This is a genomic window from Streptomyces sp. NPDC001549 (assembly GCF_042894025.1).
GTDB classification, from domain to species: Bacteria; Actinomycetota; Actinomycetes; order Streptomycetales; family Streptomycetaceae; genus Streptomyces; species Streptomyces kutzneri.
Genome location: NZ_JBIAVJ010000028.1, coordinates 77,297 through 94,535 on the forward strand (window position 1 = coordinate 77,297; position 17,239 = coordinate 94,535).

Consider the following 17,239-nt stretch of genomic DNA (forward strand, 5'->3'; position numbering starts at 1 on the left):
AATGTTCAACTGCCCGCAGGCTTACACGGAAAGGGGCCCGGAGTGTCGGCCGAAGCCGTTCCGGGCCCCCAGTGTGACCCGTGTCAGAGGGTCGTGGCGACCTTGATCTGACCGTCGATGATCTTCTTCTTGGCCTCGTCCAGCTGGGCCTGGATGTCCTTGAGGTGGTCACCCGTGGTCGTCAGCGAGACACCGTTCTCGGCGAGCGAGTAGGCGTGGGTGCCGGTCATCGGCTTGCCGTCCTGGACGGACTTGACGAGCTCGAAGACACCGGTGTCGACGTTCTTGACGACCGAGGTCAGGATGGAGCCGGCGTACTTGGACAGGGCCGGGTCCTTGGCCTGGTCCGAGTCGACACCGATCGCCCACGCGCCCGGCTTGGCGGCGACGGCCTCGATGGCGCCGGCGCCGGAGCCGCCCGCGGCCGAGTAGACGACGTCGATGCCCTTGTCGAGCATGCCCTTGGCAGCGGCCTTGCCCTTGTCCGGGGCACCGAAACCGGACATGTCCGTACCGGTGGACAGGTACTGGATCTGGACGTTGGCGCCCGGCTTGGTGTCCTTGACACCCTGCTGGAAGCCGGCGGCGAACTTCTTGATCAGAGGGATGTCCACCCCGCCGATGAAGCCGATCTGGCCGTCCTTGGACTTCAGCGCGGCAGCGACACCGGCAAGGTAGGAGCCCTGCTCCTCGGTGAAGACGATCGAGGAGACGTTCGGCTTCTCGGAGACGGAGTCGATGAGGCCGAAGGTGGTCTTCGGGTACTTGGCCGCGGCCTTCTCGAGCGCGTCCTTGTAGGCGAAGCCGACACCGATGACGGGGTTGAAGCCGCCCTCGGCGAGGGAGACGAGACGCTGCTCGCGGTCGGCCGGGGTCTCACCGGTCTTGGCGGTGAGCTCCTTGGTCTCGACACCGAGGTCCGCCTTGGCCTTGTCCAGGCCACGCGCGGCGGAGTCGTTGAAGGAGTTGTCGCCACGGCCGCCGACGTCGTAGGCCATACCGACCTTGACCTTGCCGTCGCCGGAGCCGGAGCTCTCGGTGGACGACTCACCGCAGGCGGTGGCGGTGAGGGCGAGTGCCGCAGTCGCGATGGACGCGGAGAGGATCTTGGATACCCGGCGCAAGAGGAGGGTCCCTTCGAGACTGACCGAAAGCGCCTCTTCTGGCGCTGGTTTCGCGGCGATCGTAACGCGCGTAGATGTCAGTTAAAGGCCCGTTCATCAGTCGTTATCGGATCGTCGCGAACCGGACAGTGACCGATCGGTAACGCTCGCACGCCCAGCCCTTGCGTCCCAGGGGCTGGACTCACCTGCACAGCGGATCGTCGACGGTGTACCGAAGCGGACCGCCGCGCCGCGGCCGTCCCTCCCTCCGACAGCCGCTCGGCAACCGCGGAGCCCGAAGCATCCCTCCCGGCACGCGCCGGCGCACACGCGCCGGCGGCCTCGAAACCGGTCGCAACGGGAGCTCTCGGCACACCGTCAGGCCGCATCGGACGGAACTCGAAATCCCAGGAAACAGCCATGCTCAACCTTTCATTGAACCGGCGAGCCTCAATGCGCAATGAACAGATTCAGCCAATAGGCATAATTTCGCCAACCTGTCTCAATCTCGCACTCATACGCATGGCGTGATGCGCGCCACACTATAAAAAATAGATTGACCACTCCCTACTTCCCCGTGTCAGATGACCAAAGCAAGGGATCTCAATGGTCAAATCTTTACCCGAGGATCATTTCCGCCCCGCGTGACACCTGCCGGGTGGTCATTTCCTCATGCCTGCACCATCGGCTTCCTGGGAGTCGACGAAACGCGAAAAGAGAAGCGGGGAAATGAAAAAGAAGTCGATCGTTCAGCTCGGTGCCGCCGCGCTGACCATCATGTCCGTGGGCGTCGGCTCGCCGGCTGTCGCCGCGAGCCACACGTCGGCGGCTCCGGCCGCTGTCTCCGGCGCAAAGCCGGGGCCGCAGGACGCAAGCTGCAACACGTGGAAGACGAACCGCGCACCTTGGGGCGGCTCCGCGTACTGCAGCGGCATGGCCTGGGCGGACACGTTTCGCGTGAAGCTCACGTGCATCAACTACCGCGGTCAGACGTTCACCGTCTACGGACCCAAGAAGCACACGAACGAAACCTCGAGCGCGACCTGCTCTTCCGACCCCAACGTCGGCGTCCTGAGCGTGGCCGTCGAGGAATCCGCCTAAGACTTTCGTACGACCAAAATCGGGGAGAAAGACATGCACAAGGCTAAGATCGCCAGCCTCATTGGAATCGGAATGGCGGCCACGTCGCTCATTACCGCACCCTCCGCATCCGCAGCCACCAATGGCGCCGAAGCCATTAGCTGCGAGACATGGCAGTCCGGCAACACGGGTTACGCCAAATGCACCGGCCTGTGGCCCTTCATCGACCGCTTCCGCGTCAAGGTGACCTGTATCGACTCCCACGGCACCCAGGCCGTCATCAAGGGCAGCACCAAGCAGAACGGGGAGACGTCGTCCGCCACGTGCCCCGGGGCCCCGAACGCGGGCATTTACAAGCTCGGATACGAGCACTGGCGCATCTGATCCGCCACTGAGCCCGCGCCTTCCTGCACGCAGCGTTCAAGCGCCGCGCACCGGTAGCAAGGCGTGGCTCACATCCACCGAAGGGGGCCGGGCGATGATGGCCCGGCCCCCTTCGGTCAACGGTCGCCGGCGGGCCTCGCGCGATGCCCGTCGATCAGTGCGGCGGCCGTGAAGAACTCCACGCCGACACCGATCGCGGACTCGTCCACGTCGAAGTCGCCCCGGTGCAGATCACGCTTGGCGGTGTCACCGGGCGTACGGACCCCCAGCCGGGCCATCGCGCCCGGAACGTGCTCCAGGTACCAGGAGAAGTCCTCCCCGCCCAGGCTCTGCTCGGTGTCCTCGACCGACTCCGCTCCGCAGCGGACCCCCATCGCCTCACGCAGCAGCTCGGTGATCACCGGGTCGTTGACCACCGGGGGCACCCCGCGCACGTGGTTGATCTCGAACTTGGCCCCGTGCATGGTCGCGATCTCGTCGATCGCCGCGTGGATCATGTCCGGCGCCTCGTGCCAGGCGTTCAGGTCCAGGCAGCGCACCGTCCCCGAGAGCTCGGCGTGCATGGGGATGACGTTGCAGGCGTGCCCGGCCTCGATCCGGCCCCAGGTGACGGACATGCCCGAGCGGGCGTCCATCCGGCGGGCCAGCAGGGCCGGTGCGTCGACGGCCACCCGTGCGGCGGCCGTCACCAGGTCGGTGGTCAGGTGCGGCCGCGCGGTGTGCCCGCCGGAGCCGGAGAGGGTGACCTCCAGCCGGTCGCAGGCGGAGGTGATGGGGCCGGCCCGCAGCCCGATGCGCCCCGCGTCGACCCGGGGGTCGCAGTGCACGGCGACGATCCGGCCGACCCCGTCCAGGACCCCGGACTCGATGGCGTCGGTGGCCCCGCCGGGGAGCACCTCCTCGGCGGGCTGGAAGAGCAGCCGCACGGGGCGGGGCAGCAGCCCCTGCCGGTCGAGCTCGGCGAGGACCAGACCGGCGCCGAGGACCACCGCGGTGTGCACGTCGTGGCCGCAGGCGTGGGCGCGGTCGGCGAAGGTCGAGCGGTACGGGACGTGCGTCTTGGCATCCGGGATGGGCAGGGCGTCGATGTCCGCGCGCAGGGCCAGCATCGGCCGGCCCCCGTCCCAGGTGCCCACGTCACAGATCAGGCCCGTGCCGGACTTCAGCACCCGTGGTCGCAGGCCGGCTTTCTCCAACCGGGCCTTGATCGCCGCGGTGGTCCGGAATTCCTGGTGTCCGAGCTCCGGGTGCATGTGCAAGTCCCGGCGGAAGGCGATCAGTTCGGTACGCAGGTGGTCCGGAAGCTTGCCGGGCAGCTCGGGCCGGTCGGACGCGGCGGGCTGGGCGGTCTGGGACTCGCGGGACATCAACTGGTTCACCCGTTGAAGGGTAGGCGCACGGACGGGTCAACTGGCCGGGGATCACGAAAAGTTCATGCCGTTAGGGGAAAGAAACCCGGCCTCTGGACGCATGACCGGATGCACCCGGGGGTAAACTCGCGCGCTCATCCGGCCGTAGGAGCCGCCTGGGCAGGCAGTCTGCGCACATCACGGGCGGTGTCAATGACCCCCGCGAGGAAGCTGCGGGCGCGCGGGGAGGCGGACCCGGTGAGCCAGGCGGGGTCCACATCGCATACGGCGACCGTGACACCGGTACCGGTCAGGGCGTACGGCAGCGTGTGGACGACGGTGGACGGAAAGCTGACGATCGTCCGGCCGACCGGACCGCGCCGGGCGATCAGCTCCAGCGGCAGGTCCGGGCGCACGATCTCCAGCCCCGTCGCCCGGCTCAGGGCGCGCAGCTTCTCCGGGGACTCGCGGCGGTGGGCGAAGTAGCGGGTGGCTCCGTGCTCCAGGGTCAGGGCGCGCACCGCGTCGAGATAGCGGTCCGGGTCCACCACCCCGGTCTCCACGAGCGAGGTGCCGACCAGGTCGGTGCCCTTGGTCAGCCGGGGCGGGCCGAACCGGGCGCGGGTCCAGGCGAAGTCGTTGACCCGCAGCGTCATCCCGCCGTGGGCGGTGACGGGCATCGAGCTGAACACCTCGACGCGGTGGCCGCGGTGCGCGGCCGGGGTGAAGCGGCGGCGCGCGGTCGCCGAGACGGGTCCGTACGCCAGCTCGCGGACCCGGCCGGGCAGTCCGCCGCCACCGACCCGGTGCCACCGTACGAGGCGTTCGCCGCGGGCGGTCTGGGACATGAACTCCATGGTGGCGGTGCCGTCGTCGACCACCACGAGCTCCTCGGCGCGCACGAGGGTGAGCAGCAGCTGGACGTAGCGCGAGAAGGGGTCGCCGACGACGACCGTACGCGCGGCGCGCACGTCGTGCGCCAGCGCGGCGAGCGCCTTCAGCGGCGCGAACCGGCTGCCGCGCGCCTCCTGCCACCGGACCTCGTGCCCCTCGTCCCGCGCCAGCGCGGCCACCCGGCGCAGCTGGCCGCGGGACATCGGGTCGGTGGGCGGCAGGACGACGATCCGCAGGGGCGAGGCGTCGTCCGCCGGCCGGGGGGCGGGGCCGGGCAGGTCCCCGCCGCCGGCGCGGCGCCCCCGCTGGCGCGGGACGCCGTCCAGCTGCGGCTGCGCTCCGGGGCGTGCGTACGCCCACTCCAGCACGTTCAGGAGCTGGACCGGACTCTCGACGAACGCCAGGGTGGAGGCGGAGGGGCTGGAGGGGGTCACCACGTGCTCCTTGTCGGGGGACGGCACGCGTACGCGCCGGGCGGGAGGTCAGACGGCTGCGAGCTCGCCCCGGACGCGGCGGAGCTTCTTCATGGGGCCGAGCTCGGACTCGTAGACGCGCTTGACGCCGTCGCCGAGGGCGGTCTCGATGGTGCGGATGTCGCGGACCAGACGGGTGAGGCCGCCGGGCTCGACGGAGGCGGCCTGGTCGGAGCCCCACATCGCGCGGTCGAGGGTGATGTGGCGCTCGACGAAGGTGGCACCGAGGGCGACGGCGGCGAGGGTGGTCTGCAGGCCCGTCTCGTGGCCGGAGTAGCCGATCGGGACGTTCGGGTACTCCTCCCGGAGGGTGTTGATCACCCGCAGGTTGAGCTCTTCGGCCTTGGCCGGGTACGTCGAAGTCGCGTGGCACAGGAGGATGTTGGCGCTGCCGAGCACCTCCACCGCGTGGCGGATCTGCTGCGGGGTGGACATGCCGGTGGACAGGACGACGGTGCGGCCGGTGGCGCGCAGGGCGCGCAGCAGCTCGTCGTCGGTGAGGGAGGCGGAGGCCACCTTGTGGGCGGGGACGTCGAACTTCTCCAGGAAGGCGACGGCCTCGGTGTCCCACGGGGAGGCGAACCAGTCGATGCCGCGCTTGGCGCAGTGGTCGTCGATGGCGCGGTACTCGTCCTCGCCGAACTCGACCTTGTGGCGGTAGTCGATGTAGGTCATCCGGCCCCAGGGGGTGTCGCGTTCGATGTCCCACTGGTCGCGCGGGGTGCAGATCTCCGGGGTGCGCTTCTGGAACTTCACGGCGTCGCAGCCGGCTTCGGCGGCGGCGTCGATGAGGGCGAAGGCGTTGCCGAGGTCGCCGTTGTGGTTGATGCCGATCTCACCGACGACGTAGACGGGGCGGCCGGGGCCCGCGGTGCGGGAGCCGAAGGTACGCAGGCGGGAGTCGGGGATGGTCGTCATGGCAGGAGGCGTCCTTCGGTGCGGGGGTGTACGGGGTGTGGGCTGCGGGTCGGGGTGCGCGTCGCGGTCCGGGGCGGGCGGTGCGGGGTGTGCTCCGGGGCGCGGGTCGAGCAGGGGTGCGAGCAGTCGGGCGCGGGCCAGGTCGTGCGGGTCGTCGATCTCCAGGACCCGCGCGGGGTCGGTGGCGACGGGGAGGGTGCGGCCGAAGAACCGGTGCCGGGCGGTGCGGAAACCCGCGGCGTCCATGGCGTAGGCGGCGCCCGTCTCCAGCAGGTCCTGCGGCCGGTCCTGGCGCCGGGGGCGGCAGGCCGCGTCGTGGTTGACGCCGGCCGCGGAGCCGTCGGCCCCCTCCCGCCAGAGGAACCCGTGGAAGGGGGCCACGGTCAGGGCCGAGTCGGCCGCCCCGGAGGCGACGGCCACGGCGACCGACTCGACGTCGGAGGTGGCGAGGAAGGGGCTGGTGCACTGGACGAGGAGGACCACGTCCACGGCGAGGGAGTGCAGTTCCTCGAAGGCGGCGAGCGCGTGCAGGACGGCGGCCTCGCTGCTCGCGGTGTCGCCGGAGATCCCGGTGGGGCGGGCGATGACGTCGGCTCCGGCGGCGCGGGCGGCGGCGGCGATCGCCTCGGAGTCGGTGGAGACCACCACGTCGGTGACGGTCGGCGCGGCGCGGCAGGCCAGGACGGCGCGGGCGACGAGCGGGGTGCCGGCGACCTCGGCGAGGTTCTTGCCCGGGACTCCCTTGGAGCCGCCGCGGGCCGGGATGACGGCGAGGACCCTCACAGCTCCCCCAGCCTGCGGATCACCGGGGCCACGCGCTGCACTCCGTGCCGGTAGGCCCCGCGGGCGGCCTCGCGCAGGTGGGCGCGGAGCCTGCGGCGCAGCCGGGACTCCCCCGCGGCCGGGCGCACCGCGCCGGGCAGCGGGGTGCCGTCGGGCGCGAGGTGGTGGCGGGCGAGGATTCCGGGGAGGTATCCGGGGGCGGTGGTGCGCGTGTAGTACGGGGCGGGCGAGGGCAGCCGGGCCGCGGCGAGCAGTCCGGCGACCTTGGCCCGGGCGACGGCGTAGGCGTCCGTGCCCGGCGCGGGGTCCGCGCCCTTCCCTGCGCCCGTACCCGTCCCGGCGTCCGCGCCCGGCGCGGGCACGACACCCGGCGCGGGCAGGACGCCTTGCGCCGCCAGCCAGACCGGATCCCCGGCCGGGAGGAGACCGGAGTCGATCTGGTCCCAGGAGGCCAGGCAGCCGGAGCCGAGGAAGTGGTGGTTGCCGAGGGCCTCGCGGATGCCGAGGTCGGTGAGGATCGCCGTCGGGATGGACCGGTGCAGGGATTCCAGGGCGGCCGTGGAGGAGACGGTGACGAGCAGATCGGCGCCGTCCAGGACCTCGCCCATGTTCCCGTACACCAGGCGGCAGTTGGCGGGCAGTCCGCCGGGGAGCCGCTCCGCGAGCCGCTGGTACGGCTGCTCCTCCAGGTGCGTGGTGTGCTCCCCGGGCTTGCTGCGCAGCTTGATCAGCACGTCCCGGTCGGGGTGCAGCCGGGCGTGTCCGGCGGCCCGTTCCAGCAGGTAGGCGCGGTCGGCGCGGCTGTCGGGCACGGAGGGCTGGACGGCGAAGACCACCGTGTGGGCCCGGCTCCCGGCCGGCTCGTACGGCGCCCCGCCCAGGAAGGGCAGCGCGGTCTCGGTGACGGCGGCGGCGTCCGCGCCGACCCCCTCGTACACGGCGCGGAAGCGCTCCGCGTCGTGGCGGGAGTTGGCGAGGACGAGGTCGGCGCCGTGGCGCAGCAGCAGCCCGTCGGCGAGCTTCTCGTACACGACGCCCACGTAGCCGGTGACGAGCACGGGGCGCCGGGCCGGGGCGGGCCACAGGGCACGGGCCCCGTGCAGGACGGCCTGGACGGCCCCGCCGACGAGCGCGAGGACGATCACGTCGTAGCGCTCGCGTTCGATCTCGGCGAGGAACTCGGCGCAGGTCACTTCGGACAGCCGGTCGGCCCGCACCCCCACCTCGCCGAGCTGGCGCGCGGTGGGCGTGGCCCGGCCGCGCAGCAGGAACCCGGTGAGCTGGTGGTCGGGCACGAGACGGCGGGCGGTGAGTGCGCCCCATTTCCATCGCGTATCGGAATCGGCGAGTACGGCGACGCGTTTGCGTTCTGGCACGCGGCAGAAGCTATTCCGGAATTTCGGTGATCAGCCCAACGACCGCACAACAGCGGGTTAACAACGCGTCGACTGAATACGAAAGCGCACGGGTTAACTCGCCCGCCCCGCGCCGTTCACATGGAATCCGCATCCGGGCCACAGTGAATGACGGGCGGCGCCCTAATGTCTCGCAGGTGCCCAAGCTCTCTGTTGTCGTGCCGTTCTACAACGTCCAGACATACGCACCGGACGCCCTGAAGAGTCTCGAACTCAACGCCCGGGAGGATTTCGAGTTCCTGCTCGTCGACGACTGCTCGACGGACGGGACGCCCGGCCTGCTGGAACGGGCGGCGCGCGAGCTGCCGGGGGCGGTGCACCTCAGACACGAGCGCAACGGGGGCCTGGCCACCGCGCGCAACACCGGTCTGGACGCGGCCCGCGGCGAATACCTGGCCTTCCTGGACGGGGACGACTGGCTGGCGCCCGGCCACCTGGCCCGCACCCTGGCCGCCATAGAGGCTCTGAGCTGCGATTTCGTCCGCACCGACCATGTGCGGTGCACCGGCCGGTCGCGGAGCGTGCAGCGCGTCCCCTTCGGCCCGCAGTCGGTGGTCGCCGCGCCGCGCACCGCGATCCTGCCGGCCGACCGGGCCACCTCGGTGGACTATCCGTACGCCTGGGCCGGGATGTACCACCGGCGGCTGCTGGACCGCGGGGTGCTGCACTTCACCGACGGGCTGCGGACCGCGGAGGACCGGCCGTGGATCTGGCGGCTGCACCGGGAGGCGGAGTCGTTCGCCGCGGTCGGGCTGCCCGGTGTCTTCTACCGGCGCGGGATTTCCACGTCATTGACGCAGGTAGGGGACGAACGGCAGCTCGATTTCATCCGCGCATTCGATCAAGTGCTCGCGGAAGTCATCGCCGACCGGGAATCCGATCGACTGCTCCCGAAAGCCGTCCGAACCTATTGTGCAATTATCGCCCACCATTTCGGGTCCATCGAAAGGTTGGAGCCGGACGTGGCCAAGAAACTCCGCCTCATGAGCGCGGCCGCGCTCGGCCGCATGCCGCAGGACGTACTGGACCAGGTCCTGGACTCGATGGACGCCGAACGCTCCACCGTGCTGCGCCGCCTGCGCACCGGCCGCCGCACCGCCCCCTCGGGAGCGGGTGCCTGATGCCCACCCAGATCTTCCTGGCCTCCACCCTCTACGGTGCGGCCACGCTCGCGGCGGGCATCGACGCGGGCTCCTTCCAGCCCTCCGGCCGCCGCATCCTGCTGACCAGCAACCACGCCGTCACGGCCGAGGTCACCCCGGGGGTCACGGACATGCCGGGCTTCGCCGCCCTGCGCTCGCGCTTCGACGAGGTCCTCGACTGGAACCGCGTCATCGAGCCGCAGCACCCGAGCACCTGGGCCCCGCGCGCGGAGGACGTCCCGATCTGGGAGCGGCAGCTGCGCACGCTGTGGAACCTGGGCGAGGACCGGGTCGAGCTGATCGTGGAGTCCCTCCAGGTCCCGCCGGCCCAGAGCCTGTGCCGGCTCTTCCCGGGGGCGGCCGTCGACGTCTACGCCGACGGGCTCATGAGCTACGGGCCCACCCGCTTCCGCCTCGACCCGCAGCTCGGGATGCGGGTACGGCGGGTGCTCCACCTGGACCTGGTGCCCGGGCTGGAGCCCCTGCTGCTGTCGGAGTTCGGGGTGCGGGTGGAACTGGTGCCGACGGAGCCGTTCCTCAAGGTCCTCGCGGAGCTCGCCGAGGCCACCCCGGACGAGGCGGCCGGGCCCGCCGGGCCCCCGGCCCTCCTGCTGGGCCAGTACCTCTCCGCGCTCGACCTGATGACCCTGGCCGAGGAGGAGGAGCTGCACGTGTCGATGGTCCGGGGCGCGCACGCCCTAGGCCACCGGGAGCTGGTCTTCAAGCCGCACCCCGGCGCCCCGGCCGCGTACTGGCGCCGGGCCGAGGAGGAGGCCGAGCGGCTGGGCGCCCGGCTGACCGTGATCGCCGCCCCGGTCCTGGCCGAGACCCTCTACCAGCGGCTGCGCCCCGCGCTGGTCGTCGGCTGCTTCTCCACCGGGCTGCTGACCGCCGCCACGCTGTACGGGCTCCCGGTGGCCCGGACCGGCACCGACGCGGTGCTGGCCACCCTGACCCCGTACCCGAACAGCAACCGTGTCCCGCTGGCCCTGGTGGACGCCCTGCTCCCGGACCTCGCCGACGCCGGGGCGGTCCGCGCCTGGACGCCCCCGACCCCCGAGCAGGTCCGGGCGGAACCGGCCGCACTGCTCACCGCCGTCGGGTTCACCATGCAGCCGCAGATCCTGGCCGCGCGCCGCCCGGCGGCCGAGGCTTACCTGGCCAAGCAGCTGACCCCGCGCACCTGGCGGTACTTCACGCGCCGCCGGCTGACCTCCCTGGGCCTGCCGGGCGGCATCCCGGCGCAGCTGTCGTTCCTGCCGCGCAGCCGGGCGGTGCGCCGGGCCGTGCGGCGGATGGGATGGCTGCGCCGGGCGCTCAGCTGACGGCGAGCTTGGCCGCGAAGCCGAGGAAGAGCACGCCCGCCGCCGAGGTGGCCCCGGCCGACAGCCGCTTGCGGCGCCGGAAGGCCGCCGAGAGACGGGTCCCGCCGAAGATCAGCATCGTCAGGTACAGGAAGCTGCCGGTCTGCAGCAGACCGCCCAGAAGCAGGAAGGACAGCGCCGGGTAGGCGTAGGCCGGGTCCACGAACTGCACGAAGAAGGACATCAGGAAGAGGATGGCCTTCGGGTTGAGCAGGCTGATCAGCAGCGCCCGCCGGTAGGGCCGCTCGTTCTCGGCCGGGTCGGCGGGGTCGGCGGCCTCCGCCCCGGCCCGCTCCGCGCGCGTGCGCCACAGCGCCCAGGCGCCCCGCATCATGCCCACGGCCAGCCACGCCAGGTAGCCGGCCCCGAGGAACTTCACCACGGTGAACACCAGCGGGCTCGCCCGCAGCAGCGCCCCGGCGCCCACGGCGGTCAGCAGCATGAGCACGGCGTCGCCGGTGAACACCCCGGCGGCGGCCTTGTACCCGGTGCTCACCCCGCGGCGGGCGGCCACGGAGAGCACGTAGAGGGAGTTCGGCCCCGGCAGCAGAATGATCAGCACCAGGCCGGCGAGATAAGTCGGAAGATCTGTCACACCCAGCATGCGCAGGAGTGTCCCACAAGGTTGCACCTGTCGCGCCAGTCGGTTTCACCAGGTGGACCCGGTCGGCTCGTACGTCCCCCAGACCTCCCGCAGCGCCCCGCACACCTCCCCCACCGTGGCCCGGGCGCGCAGCGCCGCCTTCATCGGGTACAGCACGTTCGCCGTCCCCGCCGCCGCCTCCTTCAGGGCCGCGAGCGCCGCCGTCACCGCCGCCCCCTCGCGCTCCGCCCGCAGCCGGGCCAGTGCCGCGCACTGCCGTGCCTCGATCGCCGGGTCCACGCGCAGCGGCTCGTACGGTTCCTCGCGCTCCAGCGCGAAGCGGTTGACCCCGACCACCACCCGCTCCCCGTTCTCGGTCTCCTGCGCGATGCGGTAGGCGTTCCGCTCGATCTCGGCCTTCTGGAACCCGGCCTCGATCGCGGCCACCGCCCCGCCCTGGTCCTCGATCCGGCGCATCAGCGCGAGCGCCGCCGCCTCCAGTTCGTCCGTCATCCGCTCCACCGCGTACGACCCGGCGAAGGGGTCCACGGTGTGCGGCACGTCCGTCTCGTACGCGAGGACCTGCTGGGTGCGCAGGGCGAGGCGGGCGGACTTCTCGGTCGGGAGCGCGATCGCCTCGTCGAAGGAGTTGGTGTGCAGGGACTGCGTGCCGCCGAGGACGGCGGCCAGGGCCTGCACGGCCACCCGTACGAGGTTCAGTTCCGGCTGCTGCGCGGTGAGCTGGACCCCCGCGGTCTGGGTGTGGAAGCGCAGCATCAGCGACTTCGGGTCCCGGGCCCCGAACTCCTCCCGCATGACGCGGGCCCAGATCCGCCGGGCCGCGCGGAACTTCGCGACCTCCTCCAGCAGGGTGGTGCGGGCGACGAAGAAGAAGGAGAGCCGGGGCGCGAATTCGTCGACCACCATCCCGGCGGCCAGGGCGGTACGGACGTAGGCGATGCCGTCGGCGAGGGTGAAGGCCACCTCCTGCGCGGGCGAGGCGCCGGCTTCGGCCATGTGGTAGCCGGAGATGGAGATGGTGTTCCACCGGGGGATCTCGGCCCGGCAGTAGCGGAAGGTGTCGGCCGTCAGACGCAGGGAGGGGCCGGGCGGGAAGATGTACGTCCCGCGCGCGATGTACTCCTTCAGCACGTCGTTCTGGACCGTCCCCGTCAGCTCGGTGCCCGGGATGCCCTGTTCCTCCGCGACCAGTTGGTAGAGCAGCAGGAGCAGCGCGGCGGGCGCGTTGATCGTCATCGAGGTGGAGACCCGGTCGAGGGGGATCCCGTCGAACAGCGTCCGCATGTCGTCGAGCGAGTCGACGGCGACACCGACCTTGCCGACCTCGCCCTGGGCGAGGGGGGCGTCGGAGTCGTGTCCCATCTGGGTCGGCAGGTCGAAGGCGACGGACAGCCCGGTGCCGCCGCCCTCGATGAGCTGCCGGTAGCGGGCGTTGGACTCGGCGGCGGTGCCGAAGCCGGCGTACTGCCGCATCGTCCACGGCCGACCGGTGTACATGTTCGGATAAATCCCCCTCGTGTAGGGGAAGTCACCCGGCTGCCCGAGCTCGGCCGCCGGGTCCCACCCCGTCAGGTCGCCGGGCCCGTAGACGGGTTCGATCGGGATTCCGCTCTCGGTGTGTGCCATGTGACGTAGTCCTCCGTGGAGCAAGCGGGCCCGGGACCGGTGGAACCTCCCCCGAGCCGCCGCTGGGGTGCCCCCAGCCGCGCATCGCTGCGTAAGGCTGCGGACGACTGCCGGTCACAATGGCGCAACATCCCGGAGCCGAGCGCAACTGTCCACGCACGCGGAGCATCACCTAGATACACGACGTAGAGACCGGGGGGACTGCAATGCAGCGCCAAAGAGTCATAATCCGCACCATCGGGGTGGCAACCGCCGTCGCGCTCGCCGCGACCGCCTGCGGACCGCAGAAGACGGAGCCTGTCGCCTCCGCCTCCTCGGCTTCGTCCTCGCCCACGGCGGGCACCTCCCCCGAAGCCTCCCCCTCCACCGACAACAAGCCCGGCGAGACCTCGGCGTCGCCGTCCGCCTCCGCTTCCGCGTCGGCCTCCCCCTCTGCCTCCCCTTCGCCCTCGGTGAAGCAGATCATGGCAAACGGCGACGAGAACGAGCAGGTGCGCGAGCTCCAGGCCCGGCTGCGCCAGCTCAAGCTGATGTCGGTCGCGCCGACCGGCTTCTACGGCTCCAAGACGACCGCCGCGGTCAAGTCCTACCAGTCGAAGAACGGCCTGAACGCGACCGGCTCGGTCGACGAGGCCACCTGGAAGAAGATCGAGGGCGCCAGCAAGAAGCCCACCGCCGACGAGCTGCGTCCCTCGACCGTCAACGAGGTCGACGCCCCGGACCCGCGCTGCATGCAGGGCCGTGTCATGTGCATCAGCAAGGAGAGCCGCACCCTCGCCTGGATGATCGACGGCAAGGTCGTCTCGACGATGGACGTGCGCTTCGGCTCCGAGAACACCCCGACCCGTGAGGGCGTGTTCAACGTGGGCTGGAAGGCCAAGGAGTGGACGTCGACGATCTACCACACGCCGATGCCGTACGCGATGTTCTTCAGCGGCGGCCAGGCGGTGCACTACTCGGCCGACTTCGCGGCCCGCGGCTACAACGGGGCCTCGCACGGCTGCGTGAACGTCCGCGACAAGGGCAAGCTGTCGGCGCTGTTCAACCAGGTGCAGGTCGGCGACAAGGTCGTCGTCTACTGGTGATGCCGCCGGGGCCGGGGGCGGGACCGGTGTCCGGTCCCGCGAAGCCTCGTGCCTGAGGCGAGAGGTCCGAAGTAATGGGCGCGGGCAGGGCCGGGGGAACGTGCCCCGCCCGCGCCGGTTGCGCAGAGCCCAGGGGTACGGGGGGAACCCCGGCTCATGCGCGGCCGATGACCAGTCGGCTCGATATGTACTGCGCCGCCGGTTCGAAAAGTGTTACAGGCAGGTCAGCACACGTTTCAGCGGCCGGTGCGCAGGTCGGCCGAACCCCGCGGAACCGTCGGCGTCAGGGTCGGCGCCCTGAGCGTCCCACCCAGCTGGGTGTCGCTGCGCTTGCCGCCGTCGGAGCCCCCGTCGTCGAGCACCGCCTTGCAGTAGTCCGGGATCCGGGTGAGGCCGTTGGCCAGGCGCGAGAGCCGCTCACGGCGGGCCTCGTCGAGCCGGCCCGCCTTGAACTCGGTGCACAGGTCGGCGACCTTGAGACGGTTCTCGCCGTCACGGTCGCGGTCCTTGTCACCCGTGCCGCCGCCGCCGAAGGTCTCCCGGTCGCCGTCCTTGCCGCCCATGCCGCCCGAGGCCGCCGCGCCGCCCTGGAGGTCCTTGCCCGAGCCGGCCGTCGCCGACGAGCCCGAGGAGGTGCCGGCACCCGTGCCGGTCCCGGGTGTCGCACCGCGCCCGTCCGTACCCGGCGGCTGCGCCGTACCGGTGGCGGCCGTCGGATTCGAGCCACTCGGCAGCGGGGTGGGCGTCGGCTTCGGGCCGGCGCTCGGAGCTCCGCTGCCGATGCCCGGGGCCGGGTCCTCGCCGGCGCTCACGGACATCGCCGGACCGGGTCCCGCGCTGTCGTGCCGGGACCGCTCCAGCAGCCCGGCACCCGCCGCGGCGGCCAGTCCGCCGACGGCGACACTGGCCAGGGCCGCTGCCAGGCCGAAGCTCACGGCCCGGCGGCGCCGGGGGGCGGGCGCGGGAACGACGCGGCCGAGGTCGACCAGGGGTTCGGCGGACGCGGCCGCCGCCGGAGGCGCCGCGGCAGGGCGCGCGCCGCCGCGCGCCGTACGGAAGGCAGCCACCGCCGCGGCTTCACCGGGCAGTTCCGTGCCCGCGCGCAGCGACCCGTTCACGCCACCCAGGGCGTCCAGGGCGGCACGCAGCCGGGCGGCCTGGTCGCGGGCACGCTGATCGGCGGCCGGCCCCACAGGTTCCACCGGTTCGCCGCGCAGCAGCTTCTCCGCAGCGGCTTCGTCCAGCCACCTGTTGCGCTCGTCGGCCATCACATGTCCTTCTGCGTCCGCCAACGTGAATCCGTCACACCGGTTTGTTCTGCGAAGCCCCCGCTCCGGCCACGCTGCGCGGGTACGGCGTCGAGATCCCTCCCGCCCCCGCCGCCCCATGCCTGGCCACGGGCATTATGGCCGACCGTCGGGCCGGCATCCGAGCCGGTGTCCGAGCCGGTGTCCGGGTCCGGCTCGAAGCCGCCCTCCGGGCCGAGCAGCTCGGCCAGCTTCTTCAGGCCCCGGTGGGCCGCGGTCCGTACGGCGCCGGGCCGCTTGCCCAGGGTCTCGGCCGCGCTCTTGGCGTCCAGCCCGACCACGACGCGCAGGACGACGGCCTCGGCCTGGTCCTGCGGAAGCTGCGCGATGAGCGCCATGGTCCGCCCGGTGGAGAGGGACTCCATGGCCGCGCCCGCGGTGTCGGACTCGGCGGCCCAGCTCGTCAGCTCGGTGTCGTCGCCGCCGATGGCGGGGCGCCGGCCGCGCATGCGGATGTGGTCGAGGGCGCGGTTGCGGGCGATACGGGCCGCCCAGCCGCGGAAGCGGTCGGCGTCGCCGGTGAAGGAGTCGAGGTCGCGGGCGATCTGCAGCCAGGCCTCCGAGGTCACGTCCTCCGCGTCGCCGTCCCCGACGAGCGTGCGTACGTATCCCAGCAGCCGTGGATGCACGGCGCGGTACACAGCACGGAACGCGTTCTCGTCGCCGTCCTGTGCCGCGAGCACCGCGGCGGTCAGCTCCGCGTCGTCCCCCAGCAAAGTCCCCAACCCGTTCACTGTCCTGTACGTGTGGCGCAAATCAGCACGTTACGGCTTTCAAGCACCTCTCGTCCACGAGTGATACAACGCGCAACCAATCCTGTGCGGAGCGAGGTGTGACACAAAACGCACCCGAGGCGCTGACATGGGTACGGGCTTGTCGCACGAGCCCGTGACGGATGGCGGCCGGGGCCTCTCCTGTGGGGGGTGGCGGCCTCGGTCGCCCTCCCCTTCCCGGGGCTCTCACCATGCCTGCCCGTGGCGCTCACGTCATCCTTTCGGCTCACTTCCGGGTGAAATCCCCGAATCGGTACGACACACCCTGCCCTGCGTCGATAGCGTGGCGGTACACCCCCGCCGCGCCCCGAGGAGCCCCCTGCTGTCCAGCCACCTTCCGGCACAGGCCCCAGGGCGCACCTCCCGGACCGGGTCCGGGGGAAGTCCCGGCCCTTCTCCCGCCTTCGGGCTGGCCCGTTTCAACGCCCTGTCCCCCGAAGCCGCCCGGGCCGTCCTGCTGCACTGCTGCGGAAGCCGGCGCTGGGCGCACCGGGTGGCGGCGCACCGCCCCTACCCGGATGCCGGGGCCCTGCTCGCCGCCGCCGACGAGGCCTCGTACGACCTCTCGCAGGGCGATCTGACCGAGGCGCTGGCCGCGGAGTGCTCGGCGGAGCTGGACCACGGGGCTTCGTACGCCGCGCTGCTGGCCCTCGACGCGGCCCATGCGGAGTACGAACGGAAGTTCGGCCATGCCTTCGTGATCTGCCTCGACGGGCACCCGCCGGAGGAGCAGGCCGACCAGCTGCTGGGCGCGATCCGCCGGAGGATGGGCCACGAGGTCGACGAGGAGCGCTCGCTCTCCGCGGACGAGCTGCGCCGTGTCGCACAGGCCCGGCTCTGGGATCTGACACGCTGGCTGACCTCGCCGGATGGGCTGACTGCCACGGAAATCGGGCTATTCGCCCCTGTGGGATAGCCCGTACGTGCCTGTTTGATCAC

At 71.7% G+C, this 17,239-nt stretch carries 15 protein-coding genes and 1 pseudogene; 6 read left to right on the forward strand and 10 right to left on the reverse strand.

Annotation, left to right across the window (positions count from 1 at the left end):
* Window positions 1-83 precede the first annotated feature (83 nt).
* The gene (locus tag ACFY04_RS34775) at window positions 84-1,124 is read right to left on the reverse strand and encodes a BMP family protein (protein ID WP_389123186.1); all 1,041 of its coding nucleotides are present in this window, start codon (window positions 1,122-1,124) and stop codon (window positions 84-86) included.
* Window positions 1,125-1,832: 708 nt separating this feature from the next.
* On the opposite strand from ACFY04_RS34775, the gene ACFY04_RS34780 reads away from it, so the two are divergent.
* Window positions 1,833-2,204, forward strand: coding sequence for a hypothetical protein (locus ACFY04_RS34780; protein WP_389123190.1), 372 nt, complete (start codon window positions 1,833-1,835; stop codon window positions 2,202-2,204).
* A gap of 33 nt (window positions 2,205-2,237) precedes the next feature.
* Window positions 2,238-2,567 carry a hypothetical protein gene (locus ACFY04_RS34785; RefSeq protein ID WP_266380931.1) on the forward strand — a complete coding sequence of 110 codons (330 nt, stop codon included), beginning with the start codon at window positions 2,238-2,240 and terminating at the stop codon, window positions 2,565-2,567.
* Between the two features lie 116 nt (window positions 2,568-2,683).
* On the opposite strand, the gene ACFY04_RS34790 is transcribed toward ACFY04_RS34785, so the two are convergent.
* The 5 genes and pseudogenes from ACFY04_RS34790 to ACFY04_RS34810 form a co-directional block, all read right to left on the reverse strand.
* Window positions 2,684-3,934, reverse strand: a complete 1,251-nt coding sequence (locus ACFY04_RS34790) for an amidohydrolase (protein WP_389123305.1) — start codon at window positions 3,932-3,934, stop codon at window positions 2,684-2,686.
* Between the two features lie 137 nt (window positions 3,935-4,071).
* A complete protein-coding gene (locus ACFY04_RS34795) occupies window positions 4,072-5,244 on the reverse strand; it encodes a hypothetical protein (protein ID WP_389123191.1) in 1,173 nt (390 codons plus the stop codon).
* Window positions 5,245-5,292: 48 nt separating this feature from the next.
* Window positions 5,293-6,192, reverse strand: a complete 900-nt coding sequence (locus ACFY04_RS34800; RefSeq protein ID WP_389123307.1) for an N-acetylneuraminate synthase family protein — start codon at window positions 6,190-6,192, stop codon at window positions 5,293-5,295.
* 426 nt (window positions 6,193-6,618) lie between these two features.
* A pseudogene (locus tag ACFY04_RS34805) lies at window positions 6,619-6,984 on the reverse strand (cytidylyltransferase domain-containing protein); the annotation flags it as partial.
* Entirely contained in the window at window positions 6,981-8,360 is a 1,380-nt protein-coding gene (locus ACFY04_RS34810; RefSeq protein WP_389123193.1) for a DUF6716 putative glycosyltransferase, read from the reverse strand. The gene ACFY04_RS34810 and the pseudogene ACFY04_RS34805, both read right to left, overlap by 4 nt.
* 176 nt (window positions 8,361-8,536) lie before the next feature.
* On the opposite strand from ACFY04_RS34810, the gene ACFY04_RS34815 reads away from it, so the two are divergent.
* Both ACFY04_RS34815 and ACFY04_RS34820 read left to right on the forward strand, forming a co-directional pair.
* Window positions 8,537-9,520 (forward strand): glycosyltransferase family 2 protein, encoded by a 984-nt coding sequence (locus tag ACFY04_RS34815; protein ID WP_389123195.1) that lies wholly within the window; start codon window positions 8,537-8,539, stop codon window positions 9,518-9,520.
* A complete protein-coding gene (locus ACFY04_RS34820) occupies window positions 9,520-10,866 on the forward strand; it encodes a polysialyltransferase family glycosyltransferase (protein WP_389123198.1) in 1,347 nt (448 codons plus the stop codon). The genes ACFY04_RS34815 and ACFY04_RS34820 overlap by 1 nt, the downstream gene beginning before the upstream one ends.
* Here ACFY04_RS34820 and leuE read toward each other — a convergent pair.
* On the reverse strand, window positions 10,859-11,509 hold the full coding sequence (gene leuE, locus ACFY04_RS34825) for a leucine efflux protein LeuE (RefSeq protein ID WP_389123200.1): 651 nt from the start codon (window positions 11,507-11,509) through the stop codon (window positions 10,859-10,861). The genes ACFY04_RS34820 and leuE overlap by 8 nt on opposite strands.
* A gap of 45 nt (window positions 11,510-11,554) precedes the next feature.
* Window positions 11,555-13,135 (reverse strand): methylmalonyl-CoA mutase, encoded by a 1,581-nt coding sequence (locus ACFY04_RS34830; RefSeq protein ID WP_389123202.1) that lies wholly within the window; start codon window positions 13,133-13,135, stop codon window positions 11,555-11,557.
* Window positions 13,136-13,341: 206 nt separating this feature from the next.
* Between ACFY04_RS34830 and ACFY04_RS34835 the strand changes: the two genes are divergently transcribed.
* Window positions 13,342-14,220, forward strand: coding sequence for a peptidoglycan-binding protein (locus tag ACFY04_RS34835; protein WP_389123204.1), 879 nt, complete (start codon window positions 13,342-13,344; stop codon window positions 14,218-14,220).
* 236 nt (window positions 14,221-14,456) lie between these two features.
* On the opposite strand, the gene ACFY04_RS34840 is transcribed toward ACFY04_RS34835, so the two are convergent.
* Both ACFY04_RS34840 and ACFY04_RS34845 read right to left on the reverse strand, forming a co-directional pair.
* Window positions 14,457-15,488, reverse strand: coding sequence for a hypothetical protein (locus ACFY04_RS34840; RefSeq protein WP_389123206.1), 1,032 nt, complete (start codon window positions 15,486-15,488; stop codon window positions 14,457-14,459).
* Window positions 15,488-16,243, reverse strand: a complete 756-nt coding sequence (locus ACFY04_RS34845; protein WP_389123309.1) for an RNA polymerase sigma factor — start codon at window positions 16,241-16,243, stop codon at window positions 15,488-15,490. The genes ACFY04_RS34840 and ACFY04_RS34845 overlap by 1 nt, the downstream gene beginning before the upstream one ends.
* Before the next feature lie 340 nt (window positions 16,244-16,583).
* Between ACFY04_RS34845 and ACFY04_RS34850 the strand changes: the two genes are divergently transcribed.
* Window positions 16,584-17,216, forward strand: coding sequence for a 2-oxo-4-hydroxy-4-carboxy-5-ureidoimidazoline decarboxylase (locus tag ACFY04_RS34850; protein ID WP_389123209.1), 633 nt, complete (start codon window positions 16,584-16,586; stop codon window positions 17,214-17,216).
* Window positions 17,217-17,239 lie beyond the last annotated feature (23 nt).